The sequence below is a fragment of the Mycobacterium sp. WUMAC-067 genome, from assembly GCF_020217485.1.
GTDB lineage: Bacteria > Actinomycetota > Actinomycetes > Mycobacteriales > Mycobacteriaceae > Mycobacterium.
This window is the reverse complement of record NZ_JAEKMI010000011.1, coordinates 47665-60758: the sequence shown is the minus strand read 5'-3', so window position 1 is coordinate 60758 and position 13094 is coordinate 47665. Positions and strand designations below refer to the sequence as shown.

Sequence of the window (13094 nt, the reverse complement as noted above, 5' to 3'; positions counted from 1 at the left end):
AGTCACGACCACATACCGAGATTCGTCGACATCGCGCCGGTGTAGTTGCCGTGCGCGGTCGTGGCGACCTTCTCGAGCTGCGCCAGCGCCTCGCGCATCATCGCCTCACCGCGCACCCAGTGCTGATGCGCCTCGGCGTGGGCCGCGGCGGCATCTCCCGACCATGTCGCGTGCAAACGCGTTACGCGAGAATCGATTTCGGCGATCATATCTTCGGCATACCGTTGAAACGCCGCCATCCGCTGCACCGCGTCGGCCAACGCCTGCGGATCCACCCGAAATGCCTCAGCCATCGCGCACCGCCCGCTCGGCCTGGGCGGACCCGGCCTCGTTGCTCTGATACGCCCCGCCGGCCTGGCCCACCAGATGCGCCAGCATCGACAACCCGAGCTCGACCTCGCGCGCGCCCTTGTGCCACAGCTCCCACGCCGAGGCGTAGGCACCCCCGGCCGCGCCCTGCCAACCGCCCAGCATCTGGCCGATCTGATCGTCGAGCTGCGACAGTTGAGCCGAAAGATGCTCGGCCGCACCGCTCAGGGAGACGGCGGCGCCCTGCATCACCACCGGATCGACCCGCACCGTGTTGTCGGCCATAGCCGGAACATAACTCCTGGTAGGCGGCCCCACAAGTCGCTAATGACACACTGATGCCCATGACCCAAGCGCCCGGCCGGCCGCAGGTGGAGTTGTTGACCCGCGACGGGTGCACCATCTGCGAGCGCCTCCACGCCCGGCTGGTCGTTTTGGCCGGTGAACTGGGCTTCGATCTGGCGACGACTGACGTCGACGCCGCGGCCGCGGAGGGCAACCCCGCGCTGCGGGCCGAGTTCGGTGACCGGCTGCCGGTGGTCCTGCTCGACGGCCGCGAACACAGCTACTGGGAGCTTGACGAGCCCCGGTTGCGCGCGGATCTCGCCCGCTGACAGGGCGGCCGGCTGGGCGCCGGGCAATTATTTGGTAGCCCAGCTGATAAACGTTTACCGTGGACAGCAGTTCAGTTACTGGAGGATGCAAGGGAGCTGGCCAGGTGATGCTGCCGTGAGCGTCTTGCTCTTCGGGGTTTCGCACCGCAGTGCGCCGGTCTCCGTCCTGGAACAACTCAGCATCGACGAGTCCGATCAAGGCAAGATCGTCGACCGGGTGTTGCAGTCGCCGCTGGTGACCGAGGCGATGGTGCTGTCGACATGCAACCGGGTCGAGGTCTATGCCGTGGTGGACGCGTTCCACGGCGGGCTCGCGGTGATCGGGCAGGTGCTGTCGGAACATTCCGGGATGTCGATGACCGACATCACCAAATACGCCTACGTCCGATACAGCGAGGCCGCCGTCGAGCACCTGTTCGCCGTGGCCAGCGGCCTGGATTCGGCGGTGATCGGCGAGCAGCAGGTGCTCGGTCAGGTGCGTCGCGCGTACGCCACCGCCGAGACGAACCGCACGGTCGGCCGGGTCCTGCACGAGCTGGCCCAGCGGGCGCTGTCGGTCGGCAAGCGGGTGCATTCCGAAACCGCCATCGACGCGGCCGGCGCCTCGGTGGTGTCGGTCGCCCTGAACATGGCCGAACGCCGGCTGGGCGGGCTGTTGGGGCGCACCGCCGTGCTGGTCGGCGCCGGGGCGATGGGCGCCCTGGCCGCGGCGCACCTGTCCCGCGCCGGCATCGCCCAGGTCCACGTGCTCAACCGGTCGCTGTCGCGGGCGCAGCGCCTGGTCCGCAAGATCCGCGAAACCGGTGTGCGGGCCGACGCGCTGCCGCTGGAACGGCTCACCGACGTCCTGGCGGGTGCCGACGTCGTCGTCAGTTGTACCGGGGCGGTGAGCCCGGTGGTCTCCCTGGCCGACGTGCACCACGCGCTCGCCGCCGCGAACCGAGACGAGACCACCGACCCGCTGGTGATCTGCGACCTGGGCATGCCGCGCGACGTCGACCCGGCGGTGGCCGGGCTGCCCGGCGTGTGGGTCGTCGATGTGGACCGCGTTCAGCATGAGCCCTCGGCCCACGCGGCCGCGGCCGACGTCAACGCCGCCCGCACCATCGTGGCCACCGAGGTTGCCGCCTACCTGGCCGGACAGCGGATGGCCGAAGTCACGCCGACGGTCACGGCGCTGCGCCAGCGCGCCGCCGATGTGGTCGAAGCGGAGCTCCTGCGCCTGGACAACCGGCTTCCCGGGCTCGCCAGCGCGCAGCGTGAAGAGGTCGCCCGCACCGTGCGGCGGGTGGTGGACAAGCTGCTGCACGCGCCGACGGTGCGCATCAAGCAGCTCGCCAGCGCCCCCGGCGGCGACAGCTACGCCGAGGCGTTGCGCGAGCTTTTCGAACTCGACCAGACCGCCGTCGACGCCGTCGCCGCGGGCGAATTGCCAGTCATCGCAAACGGTTTCGACGCGGGCACACCGCAGCAACCGGCCGAGTAGCCGATTGGCGAACGTGATCCGGATAGGCACCCGGGGCAGCCTGCTGGCCACCACCCAGGCCGGGATCGTCAGAGACGCCCTCATCGCTCTGGGGCACCCGGCGGAACTGGTGACCATCACCACCGCCGGGGACCGGTCGTCGGGGCCCATCGAATCCCTCGGGGTGGGTGTCTTCACCACCGCCCTGCGCGAGGCCATGGACGAGGGCCGCGTGGACGCCGCGGTGCACTCCCATAAGGACCTGCCGACGGCCGACGATCCGAGGTTTGCTGTGGCGGCCATACCCGTGCGCAACGACCCCCGTGACGCGGTGGTAGCCCGGGACGGGCTGGTGCTCGGGGAGTTGCCGCCGGGTTCGCTGGTGGGCACCTCCTCGCCGCGCCGGGCGGCACAGCTTAGAGCACTGGGTCTCGGTTTGGAAATCCGCCCCCTACGAGGCAACCTAGATACCAGGTTGAACAGGGTAAGCAGTGGTGATCTTGACGCGATCGTGGTGGCCCGGGCGGGCCTGGCCCGAATTGGGCGCCTTGATGACGTCACCGAGACGCTAGAGCCGGTGCAGATGTTGCCAGCACCGGCTCAGGGCGCGCTCGCCGTCGAATGCCGCGCCGGTGACAGCCGGTTGGCGGCAGTGCTGGCGGAGTTGGACGACGCCGACACGCGTGCGTCGGTCACCGCGGAGCGAGCCCTGTTGGCCGAACTGGAGGCCGGCTGCTCCGCACCGGTGGGCGCGATCGCTGAAGTGGTCGAGTCCATCGATGAGGAAGGCCGGATCTTCGAAGAGCTGTCGCTGCGTGGTTGCGTGGCGGCGCTGGACGGGTCCGACGTGATCCGCGCATCCGGCATCGGCACTCCCGGTCGGGCACGAGAGCTCGGGCTTTCGGTCGCCGCGGAGCTGTTCGAGCTAGGTGCCCGAGAGCTGATGCGCGGAGCGCGGGAAGACCCGACGCGAGGAAATTAAGTGCGAGTTACGTGGGAGCGACAATGACGACGCGAGGGCGTAAGCCGACACCCGGCCGCATCACGTACGTGGGCTCCGGCCCCGGTGATCCTGGACTGTTGACGGCCCGGGCAGCCACGGTGCTGACGAACGCCGCTCTGGTGTTCACCGACCCTGACGTGCCCGAGCCGGTGCTGGCGTTGATCGGCAAAGACCTGCCGCCGGTGTCCGGCCCGGCCCCTGCCGACCCGGCCGCTTCCAACGGCGACGGCGCCGACCAAGGCCAGACGCAGGCGGCGGTGATCTCCGGCGGCCCCGACATCCGCCCGGCGCTGGGTGACCCCGCCGAGGTTGCCAAGACGTTGACCCACGAGGCGCGGACGGGCGTCGACGTGGTGCGGCTGGTGGCCGGTGACCCGCTGACGGTCGACGCCGTCATCACCGAGGTCAACGCGATCGCGCGGAGCCACCTGCACATCGAGATCGTGCCGGGCCTGGCGCCCGCCAACGCCGTCCCGACGTACGCGGGGCTGCCGCTGGGCTCGTCGCACACGGTGGCCGACGTGCGTGACCCGCAGGTGGATTGGGACGCGTTGGCCGCGGCGCCCGGACCGCTGATTCTGCAGGCCACGTCGTCGCATCTGGCCGACGCGGCGCGCACCCTGATCGACCATGAGCTCGCCGAGAACACGCCGTGCGTGGTGACCGCCCAGGGCACCACCTGCCAGCAGCGTTCCATCGAGACGACGCTGCACGGCCTGACCGACTCGGCCGTGCTGGGCGGCACCGATCCGGCGGGTCCGCTGACCGGTCCGCTGGTGGTGACCATCGGCAAGACGGTGTCCAGCCGCGCGAAGCTGAACTGGTGGGAGAGCCGCGCCCTGTACGGCTGGACCGTGTTGGTGCCCCGCACCAAGGACCAGGCCGGCGAGATGAGCGAGCGGCTGACGTCCTACGGCGCGCTGCCGATCGAGGTGCCGACCATCGCCGTCGAGCCGCCACGCAGCCCCGCGCAGATGGAGCGGGCCGTCAAGGGATTGGTCGACGGCCGATTCCAGTGGGTGGTGTTCACCTCCACCAACGCGGTGCGCGCGGTGTGGGAGAAGTTCGGCGAGTTCGGTCTGGACGCGCGGGCGTTCTCCGGGGTGAAGATCGCCTGCGTGGGTGAGTCGACCGCCGACCGGGTCCGGGCGTTCGGGATCAGCCCCGAGCTGGTGCCGGCCGGCGAGCAGTCCTCGCTGGGTCTGCTCGACGACTTCCCGCCCTACGACAGCGTTTTCGATCCGGTCAACCGGGTCTTGCTGCCGCGGGCAGACATCGCCACGGAGACGCTGGCCGAGGGTCTGCGCGAACGCGGTTGGGAGATCGAGGATGTCACCGCCTACCGGACGGTGCGGGCCGCGCCGCCGCCGGCGGAGACGCGGGAAATGATCAAGACCGGCGGGTTCGACGCGGTGTGCTTCACGTCCAGCTCCACGGTGCGCAACCTGGTCGGTATCGCCGGCAAGCCGCACGCGCGGACGATCATCGCCTGCATCGGTCCCAAGACCGCCGAGACCGCCGCCGAGTTCGGGCTGCGGGTGGATGTCCAGCCCGAGACCGCCGCGGTCGGTCCGCTGGTCGACGCTTTGGCCGAACACGCCGCGCGGTTGCGCGCCGAGGGCGCGCTGCCACCGCCGCGCAAAAAGAGCCGCAGGCGCTAGTGTCCTACCCGCGGCAGCGTCCGCGTCGGCTCCGCTCAACCCCGGCGTTGCGCCGTTTGGTCGCGCAAACGTCCCTGGAGCCAAGGCATTTGGTGCTGCCGATGTTCGTCGCCGACGGCATCGACGAACCCCGGCCGATCGCCTCCATGCCGGGGGTGGTGCAACACACCCGCGACTCGTTGCGCAGCGCGGCCGCCAGTGCCGTCGCCGCCGGGGTGGGCGGGCTGATGCTGTTCGGGGTGCCGCGTGAGGAGGACAAGGACTCGGTGGGGTCGGCCGGTACCGACCCCGACGGCGTCCTCAACGTCGCCCTGCGCGACTTGGCCAAGGACCTCGGCGAGGCCACCGTGTTGATGGCCGACACCTGCCTGGACGAGTTCACCGACCACGGCCACTGCGGCGTCCTCGACGACCGCGGCCGGGTCGACAACGACGCGACCGTGGCGCGCTACGTGAAACTTGCTGTGGCGCAAGCGGAATCGGGCGCTCATGTGGTGGGTCCGAGCGGGATGATGGATGGTCAGGTCGGCGCGATTCGCGACGGGCTGGATGCCGCCGGCCACACCGACGTGGCGATCCTGGCCTATGCCGCCAAGTTCGCCTCGGCGTTCTACGGCCCGTTCCGCGAGGCGGTCAGTTCCAGCCTGTCCGGAGACCGGCGCACCTATCAGCAGGAGCCTGGCAATTCCCGCGAGGCGCTCCGCGAAATACGGCTCGATCTGGACGAGGGCGCCGACATCGTGATGGTGAAGCCGGCATTGGGTTATCTGGACGTAGTGTCCGCGGCGGCCTCGATTTCGCCGGTGCCGGTGGCCGCCTACCAGGTGTCGGGGGAGTACGCGATGATTTGCGCTGCCGCCGCGAACAATTGGATCGACGAGCGCGCCGCGGCCCTGGAATCATTGACGAGCATCCGCCGCGCCGGAGCCGATATCGTTCTCACCTATTGGGCCGCGGATGCGGCAGGGTGGCTTTCGTGAGACGGGGCTTGCTTTGACATCAGAGACGACTAGAAGCGACACCCAACCGAAGCCGTTGTTCTACGAACCCGGCGCCAGTTGGTGGTGGGTGGCGTCGGGCCCCGCCGCGGCGGGGGCCATGGTCCTGATCGAAATCTGGAGCGGTGCCAAGGTGTCGTTCGTGGTCCCCGTGATCTTCTTGGTCCTGGTGTCGGCCTTCGTGGGGTTGCAGGTGAAGGCGGCACGGATCCACGTCTCGGTCGAGCTGACCGAAGACGCCCTACGCCAGGGCACCGAGACGATCTTGGTGCGCGAAATCGTCAGGGTCTATCCCGAGCCCGAGAACCACGAAGCCTCCGGCAAGGAGCTGGCGCGATGGCAGTCGGCGCGGGCGCTCGGCGAGCTGGTCGGGGTGCCGCGCGGGCGGATCGGTATCGGCCTCAAGCTCACCAACGGCCGCACCGCCCAGGCGTGGGCGCGTCGTCATCGTCAGCTGCGGGCGGCCCTGACGCCCCTGGTCCAAGAGCGGGTGGAGCCCACCGGGACCGATGTCATCGACGACGAAAGGGACGACCTCCCTGATGACCAGGCCGGGCCCGCGCAATGATCGCCAGCTACCGGGCGGTGGTCGAGCTCGTCGTGGCGGTTGCCGCCCTGGCGGGCTCGGGAATCAGCTGGACGCGCTCGCATCACACCGTGGCCGTCGCGCCCATCGCCGAGGGGCAGCCCTTCACCACGTCGGTGGTTTACGACCCGCAGCTGTTGCTGCTGACGCTGGTGCTGTTGACGTGCGCCGGCGTGCTGGCGGTCGTCGGAGCAGCCAGGCTGCGGCGTTCCCGTTCGGGCGCTACGGCGTCTTCCTGACCAGCGGCAACGCCATCCGGCGGCGGATCCTGATCGCGTCGGCCCGATCGCGCAGCGCCTCCTGAACAGAGCGCATCAGCGGGAAGCTGACGTCGTGACCGGTGTCTTCGAGCACCTCGGTGACCGCCGAGCTGGCCACCAGCGTCCAATCCACGCCGGCGGCGCGACAATCGGCGTCCAACGCGTATAAGAGCGAGATAGCGGCCTCAGCAAACTGGCTGAGATCGGCGACGTCGAGTACCAAAGGGTTTTCCCCGAGCGTGAAACGCCGAATGTGGTGACTGACGCGGTCGACATTCGCGTCATTGATTTCGCCGCGAATATGCACCACGGTCGCCAGGTGCCGATAGTGCGCGCGCACCTGAGCGCCCTCGCACTCAAAGACGCAGTTGTCCTGGCGACTCCCGGTGCCTGCGCTCGTCATGAGGACCCCTCACTCTCCGTGCCGCTCGCGCCGGCCTTGGAGGGCGCCTCCCCGCTCACCAAAGCCGCCTTAAACGCTAGGCCGCAAGCCTAAGGAGACCGGTAGCCACGCCTAACTCTTTGCTAAGAAGCGAATGAGGTTTCCGGGCGGAGCAAACCTCCGAAATTCGCCGTGGGCGCTCCGGGCGGCGCTGAAGGCCGTGTGCCACACCATAACCGTCCACGCATGCCGGCGATTGCGCTGCTAGGCTGCCATGGCTGCCGGTTGCCAGTCGGGGGGCTTGCGAAATGGCGAGATCGCCCGCCTCAGCCGACAGCGGGAGAACGGAACGGCAGGATCCAGACGGGAAGAGCAGCGTGCGGGGCGGAGAGATCCGGGGCGAAATCAAGGCCCTGACGGGACTCCGTATCGTCGCCGCGGTCTGGGTGGTGCTCTTTCACTTCCGGCCGATGCTCGGGGATGCATCGCCCGACTTCCGCGATGCGCTGGCCCCCGTCCTCAACTGCGGCGCCCAGGGCGTCGACCTCTTCTTCATCCTCAGTGGATTCGTCCTGACGTACAACTATCTCGACCGGATGGGCCGGTCCTGGTCGACCCGCGCCACTTTGCACTTCCTGTGGCTGCGGCTGGCCCGGGTATGGCCGGTGTATCTGGTCACGTTGCACCTGGCCGCCCTGTGGGTGATCTTCACCCTGCATGTCGGTCACGTGCCCTCGCCGGACGCCGCTTCGCTCACCGCGATCAGCTACGTGCGCCAGATCCTGTTGGTGCAGTTGTGGTTTGTGCCGTTCTTCGATGACTCGAGTTGGGACGGGCCGGCCTGGTCGATCAGTGCGGAATGGCTGGCGTACGTCCTCTTCGCCCTGCTGGTGTTGGTGCTGTTGCGGATGAAGCAGGCGACGCGGGCGCGCAGCCTGATGGTGCTGGCGTTCGCGGCGTCGCTGCCCCCCGTGGTGATGCTGCTGGCCAGCGGCCACTTCTACACGCCGTGGAGCTGGCTGCCGCGGATCGTCACGCAGTTCACCGCGGGTGCCCTAGCCTGTGCCGCCGTGCGCAGACTGCGGCTGACCGACCGTGGCCGCCGCGTCGCGGGGTACATCTCCCTGCTTCTGCTGGCCGCCATGGTGGGCGTCCTGTATTGGTTTGGCGCACACCCGATATCCGGCGTGGTGGAAAACGACAGCGGCGGCGTCGTCGACGTGTTGTTCGTTCCGCTGGTGATCTCCCTGGCCGTCGGCCTGGGGAGCCTACCGAGGGTGTTGTCGACGCGGGCGATGGTGTACGGCGGTCAGATCTCGTTCTGCCTGTACATGGTTCACGAATTGGTGCACACGTCCTGGGGCTGGGCCGTGGAACAATTCGAGCTCGCAACGCAGGACAACCCGTGGAAATGGAACGTCATCGGCCTGCTCGCAATTGCCGTGGTCCTGTCGATCGTGTTGTATCACGGCGTCGAAGAGCCCGCCCGCCGTTGGATGCGCAAGATGGTCGATGTCAGGGCCGTGAACGCGAGAAGTGATCCCGGTGAGTCAACGAACGGCAAGCCGCATCCGATCGACCGTCCGCTGGAAGCGATTTCGGTCCGCGCGGTGTGATGGCTGCTTTTGCGCCCGGCCGTGATTCGCGGGCAGTATTCGATGAGTACATAGCGGCACCCGACCATGCCGTTGACAGTGGAGGTAAGAGTGAGTCGTCTGGCCACCTTTCTCATTGGGGTGAGTTTTCTGGGGGGCGTGGGCATCGCATACCCGCCGCAGGTGCGCACTTACGAGACGCTGACGCTGGACTTCCGGCTCAATCACCTGGCAGTCATCGGGGATTCGTATACCACCGGCACCGATGAAGGCGGCCTGGGCGCGCGGTCATGGCCGTCGCGGGCGTGGCAGACGCTCGGCGCGCGGGGTTCGCGGGTTTCGGCCGATGTGGCGGCCGAGGGCCGCGCCGGTTACGCCGCGCCCGGCGACCACGGCAGTACCTTCGAGGACCTGACCGCCAGGGCCGTCCACCCCGATGACGCGCTGGTGGTGTTCTTCGGCTCCCGCAACGACCAGGATATCGATCCTCTGGTGCTGACCGAAAAGACCCACGCCGCTTTGGATCTGGCGCGCCGATTCGCCCCGGCCGCGCGTTTGCTGGTGATCGGGCCGCCGTGGCCGACCGCCGACGTTCCGCCGTCGATGTTCCTGATTCGCGACATCCTCGGCGGTGCGGCAGGGGCCGCCGGGGCGACGTTCATCGACCCGATCGCCGAACACTGGTTCGTCGGCAGGCCCGACCTGATCGGCCCCGACGGCGTGCACCCGAACGACGCGGGGCATCAGTACATGGCGGACAAGATCGCACCGCTCATCCGTACTCAGCTGTCGACCTGACGGGCCGCCTCCCGGGCGAGCTGGACCCGCGATGACACGGCGAGTTTGGCGTAGACGTGCGTCAGGTGGGTCTGCACGGTGCGTGGTGAGACGAACAGCCGCGTCGCAATGTCCTTGTTGGGCAACCCTTCGCTGACGAGCCGGACGACGTCGCGCTCGGTCGGCGTGAGTGACTCCCATCCGCTGGCCGGGCGGCTGCGCGTGCCGCGGCCGCGCTGCGTGTAGGCGATGGCCTCCGGGGTGGACAGGGCGTTGCCCTCGGACCAGGCGGCTTCAAAGGCTCTCCGCCCCAATGCCTTACGTGCGGCCGCCAGTGAAGCATCGTAGTCCGCTTGAAAAACTCTGAGCCGTATTTCGCGATGGCGCTGCCGCATGCCCTCCGCGGCGCCGAGGAGCCGCGCGGCATGCTCGGCGTTGGTGTCGGCGGCCAGGGCGGCGAGGCATTCGAGTGCTTCAGGCAGGCGCAGGTGCCCGCCGGTGCGCTCGGCGACCTCGATCGCGTCGTGCAGGTCGCGTTCGGCCCGCTGCGGCTCGCCCTGGGCAATGGCGACCCGCCCTCGTGCGAGAAGCGCCCACGCGCGAAAACTCCCGGGAACGACCGCGATGGCATCGTCGGCCCAGCGGCGGGCGCCAACCAGATCGCCGCATCCCATGGCGGCCTCGGCGATCGGCACCGTGCTCCGGGTCAACAGCTCCTTCAGCGGGTACGTGTGCCGCCACGCGGCGTCGCAGGCCTGTTTGGCGGCGGCGGCGTCGCCGGCGGCCAGTGCGGCAATGGCCAGGGAGACGTAGGTCGAGTCCTCATGAAAACCGCCCAGGGTGGCGCCAATCTCCAGGCCGGCTTCGGCCGCCGCGCGCGCCGCGCCAGGATCGGTGTACGCGAGGGCCTGCGCCATCGTGATGAGACCGAAGGTCTCCATTGGGCGGTCCGCCGCGGCGCGCGCCTCTTCGACCAGCGAACGGAATACGAGGAGCGCCTCGGCCAGCTTGCCCTGTACTGCTAGTGCACTCCCTAGGAACGTGCGGCTATACCGCGACATGAAGCTCTCGCCGAGCGCGTCGGCGAGGTTTCGCCCCTCCTCGCCGGCCGCCTGCCCAGCGATGGGATTTCCGGCGACGCCCTCGGCGAAACTCTGATAGGCGCGCAGGTGGCAAAGCGCCGCAGCATCTTTCGAGGCGCGAGCCAGGTGTACGCCCTCGGCGAGATACGGTTCTGCCAGCTCGGTGTTGTTGACCGCCAGCATGCCGCAGGTCATCAGGCAATGTGCGACGAGCGCTTGGTCGCCGAGTTCGCGCGCCGCGGCCAGCGCCTCTTCGCCTCGTTGCAGGCTGGCCGGGATGGAGAACCAGACCGCCAGCAGTCCCGCGTCGGCGACCGCCCGTACCCAGACCTCGGCGGCGACGTCATCGTCGCGGTAGCGCGCGTCGCCGAAGACGGCGTCGAAACCGGCCACGCCCTCGCGAAATCGCCCGCGCGTCACCCACAGCCGCTGCAGCGCCGACACGAGCCGCAGCGCCTGCTCGAATTCCGCTGCGTCACAACTCCACGCGTGGGCCGCCCGCAGGTTGTCCATCTCGAGTTCGGCCCAGGGGACCAACGGCGTGCCGTCGCCGCGCGTCCGCGATGCCAGCGCCACGGCGGCCGCGGTGTAGTGGTCGCGGTGACGGGTCCGCACCGCCTCGGCTTCGCCCGATTCCGCCAGCTTTTCCAGACCGTACTGGCGGACGGTCTCCAGCAGGCGGTAGCGCATCATGCCGTCGACCTCTTCGGTGACGATCAGCGATTTGTCGACGAGCAGCCCGAGCTGATCGACGAGCTGAAAGTGCTCCACGTCCGCGTCGGCGCCCACCGCGTGGGCGGCATCGAGATCGAAGCCGCCCATGAACACGGCCAGGCGGCGAAACAGGATGCGCTCGGGCTCGGTGAGCATGGCGTGCGACCAGTCGATGGAGGCGCGCAGCGTCTGTTGACGGCGGACCGCGGTGCGCGCGCCTCCGGCGAGCAGGCGGAAGTTGTGGTGGAGACCATCGACGATCTGCGTCAGCGACAGGGTGCGGATCCGCGCCGCGGCGAGCTCGATCGCCAGCGGCATGCCGTCCAGGCGCCGGCAGATCTCAACGATCGCGGCCGAATTACCCTCGGACAGACGGAAATCCGGCCGCGTACGGCGGGCCCGGTCGATGAACAACTCGACGGCCTCGCCATCCACCGACAGCGACGGCACGCGCCAGGTGAGCTCTCCGGCGATGCCGATCGGCTCCCGGCTGGTCGCCAGCACGGTGACATCCGGTCCCGCGTCAAGCAGGGCCACGGCCAGCGTCGCGCTGGCGTCCAGCAGGTGCTCGCAATTGTCCAGGATCAGCAGCATCTTTCGATTGCGGACGAACCTCGACAGCGTTTCCATCGTGGAGCGGCCCGGCTGGTCGGGAAGACCCAGAGTGCGCGCCACGGTGACGGGTACGACGAGGGGATTGGTGACCGGCGCGAGGTCGACGAACCAAGCCCCGCCGGCGAATTCCGCGGCAATCAGGTCGGCGACCTGCACTGCCAACCGTGTCTTTCCGACGCCGCCCGCGCCGGTCAGGGTCACCAACCTGTTGTCGCGCAGGGCCTGCCCGATGTCACTGATCTGGGTGCCGCGCCCGACGAAGCTGGTCAACTGGCTCGGAAGATGGGAACTGGCACCGTCATTCGCCACGCGCAACGGCGGGAAGTCGTTGCGCAGATCGGGATGGTTGAGTTGGACGACCCGTTCCGGCCGCGGCAGATCCCGTAGCGGGTGCTCACCCAGCTCGGTCAGCCACGCGTCGGCGGGTAGGCGGTCGATCACCAACGGCTCGGTCGCGCCGGACAGCACGGTCTGCCCGCCGTGGGCGAGGTCGCGCAGCCGTGCGGTCCGATTGATGGTGGGTCCGGCGTAGTTGCCGGCGTCGCGCAGTTGGATCTCCCCGGTGTGCAGGCCGATGCGGATGCGGATCGGCGGCTGCACGGTTAGCTGCAACTCCAGTGCGCACGCGACGGCGTCGCTGGCGCGCGCGAACGCGACCACGAAGCTGTCGCCCTCGCCCTGTTCGACGGGCCGCACGCCGCCGTAGTGGGCGACCAGATCGTTCACGGTGTGGTTGAGCTGCTCGAGCGCGGTTGTCATCGTGTCGGACTGGGTTTCCCACAATCGCGTCGAGCCTTCGACGTCGGCGAGCAGCAACGTCACGGTTCCAGTGGGCAGCTCGCTCACGATCTGCTCGCTCCAGTTCAGCAGTGGCGTGTCGGCCGGCGGATCAATGCTGATCATGTTAGCCAGCATGCGGGCGCCAGGGGTGCAAAAACATCAGCGCAAACGCGTAGAACCAGACCCACGCGATGCGGATTTACTGACCAGGTGCCTTTGCTACGGGCGTTCTAGTCCTCCGCGTGGCGCTCGT

The 13094-nt window shown here is 68.7% G+C and carries 13 protein-coding genes; 9 read left to right on the top strand and 4 right to left on the bottom strand.

What is annotated here, in order from left to right; translation table 11 throughout:
• Positions 1-2: 2 nt before the first annotated feature.
• Complete coding sequence (locus tag JF781_RS10090; RefSeq protein WP_225328793.1) at positions 3-293, bottom strand: WXG100 family type VII secretion target; 291 nt, start codon at positions 291-293, stop codon at positions 3-5.
• Entirely contained in the window at positions 286-594 is a 309-nt protein-coding gene (locus JF781_RS10085) for a WXG100 family type VII secretion target (RefSeq protein WP_225328794.1), read from the bottom strand. The genes JF781_RS10090 and JF781_RS10085 overlap by 8 nt, the downstream gene beginning before the upstream one ends.
• 59 nt (positions 595-653) lie before the next feature.
• Here JF781_RS10085 and JF781_RS10080 point away from each other — a divergent pair, with 59 nt between their 5' ends.
• From JF781_RS10080 to JF781_RS10050, 7 genes are all read left to right on the top strand, one after another.
• Entirely contained in the window at positions 654-923 is a 270-nt protein-coding gene (locus JF781_RS10080; RefSeq protein ID WP_225328795.1) for a glutaredoxin family protein, read from the top strand.
• 115 nt (positions 924-1038) lie between these two features.
• Entirely contained in the window at positions 1039-2409 is a 1371-nt protein-coding gene (locus tag JF781_RS10075; protein ID WP_225328796.1) for a glutamyl-tRNA reductase, read from the top strand.
• A 13-nt stretch (positions 2410-2422) separates the two neighbouring features.
• Positions 2423-3370, top strand: coding sequence for a hydroxymethylbilane synthase (gene hemC, locus JF781_RS10070; RefSeq protein ID WP_225328821.1), 948 nt, complete (start codon positions 2423-2425; stop codon positions 3368-3370).
• A 23-nt stretch (positions 3371-3393) separates the two neighbouring features.
• A complete protein-coding gene (locus JF781_RS10065) occupies positions 3394-5052 on the top strand; it encodes a uroporphyrinogen-III synthase (RefSeq protein ID WP_225328797.1) in 1659 nt (552 codons plus the stop codon).
• Entirely contained in the window at positions 5052-6032 is a 981-nt protein-coding gene (gene hemB / locus JF781_RS10060) for a porphobilinogen synthase (protein WP_225328798.1), read from the top strand. Before JF781_RS10065 ends, hemB begins: the two co-directional genes overlap by 1 nt.
• Positions 6033-6087: 55 nt before the next feature.
• Positions 6088-6618 carry a DUF3093 family protein gene (locus JF781_RS10055; RefSeq protein WP_225328822.1) on the top strand — a complete coding sequence of 177 codons (531 nt, stop codon included), beginning with the start codon at positions 6088-6090 and terminating at the stop codon, positions 6616-6618.
• Positions 6615-6875, top strand: coding sequence for a hypothetical protein (locus tag JF781_RS10050; RefSeq protein WP_225328799.1), 261 nt, complete (start codon positions 6615-6617; stop codon positions 6873-6875). The genes JF781_RS10055 and JF781_RS10050 overlap by 4 nt, the downstream gene beginning before the upstream one ends.
• Here JF781_RS10050 and JF781_RS10045 read toward each other — a convergent pair.
• The gene (locus JF781_RS10045) at positions 6859-7299 is read right to left on the bottom strand and encodes an STAS domain-containing protein (protein WP_225328800.1); all 441 of its coding nucleotides are present in this window, start codon (positions 7297-7299) and stop codon (positions 6859-6861) included. The genes JF781_RS10050 and JF781_RS10045 overlap by 17 nt on opposite strands.
• 356 nt (positions 7300-7655) lie before the next feature.
• Here JF781_RS10045 and JF781_RS10040 point away from each other — a divergent pair, with 356 nt between their 5' ends.
• Together JF781_RS10040 and JF781_RS10035 are read left to right on the top strand one after the other, a co-directional pair.
• Positions 7656-8894 (top strand): acyltransferase, encoded by a 1239-nt coding sequence (locus JF781_RS10040; RefSeq protein WP_225328801.1) that lies wholly within the window; start codon positions 7656-7658, stop codon positions 8892-8894.
• A 90-nt stretch (positions 8895-8984) separates the two neighbouring features.
• Positions 8985-9671 carry an Rv0518 family GDSL lipase gene (locus tag JF781_RS10035; protein WP_225328802.1) on the top strand — a complete coding sequence of 229 codons (687 nt, stop codon included), beginning with the start codon at positions 8985-8987 and terminating at the stop codon, positions 9669-9671.
• On the opposite strand, the gene JF781_RS10030 is transcribed toward JF781_RS10035, so the two are convergent.
• Positions 9656-12976, bottom strand: a complete 3321-nt coding sequence (locus tag JF781_RS10030; protein ID WP_225328803.1) for a LuxR C-terminal-related transcriptional regulator — start codon at positions 12974-12976, stop codon at positions 9656-9658. The genes JF781_RS10035 and JF781_RS10030 overlap by 16 nt on opposite strands.
• Positions 12977-13094: the final 118 nt, after the last annotated feature.

What these genes read in the sequence shown, in the direction of transcription:
- JF781_RS10030 (WP_225328803.1), bottom strand. Translation starts at nt 12,976, where the DNA reads ATGCTGGCTAACATGATCAGCATTGATCCGCCGGCCGACACGCCACTG.
- JF781_RS10050 (WP_225328799.1), top strand. Translation starts at nt 6,615, where the DNA reads ATGATCGCCAGCTACCGGGCGGTGGTCGAGCTCGTCGTGGCGGTTGCC.
- JF781_RS10080 (WP_225328795.1), top strand. Translation starts at nt 654, where the DNA reads ATGACCCAAGCGCCCGGCCGGCCGCAGGTGGAGTTGTTGACCCGCGAC.
- JF781_RS10065 (WP_225328797.1), top strand. Translation starts at nt 3,394, where the DNA reads ATGACGACGCGAGGGCGTAAGCCGACACCCGGCCGCATCACGTACGTG.
- JF781_RS10045 (WP_225328800.1), bottom strand. Translation starts at nt 7,299, where the DNA reads ATGACGAGCGCAGGCACCGGGAGTCGCCAGGACAACTGCGTCTTTGAG.
- JF781_RS10090 (WP_225328793.1), bottom strand. Translation starts at nt 293, where the DNA reads ATGGCTGAGGCATTTCGGGTGGATCCGCAGGCGTTGGCCGACGCGGTG.
- JF781_RS10085 (WP_225328794.1), bottom strand. Translation starts at nt 594, where the DNA reads ATGGCCGACAACACGGTGCGGGTCGATCCGGTGGTGATGCAGGGCGCC.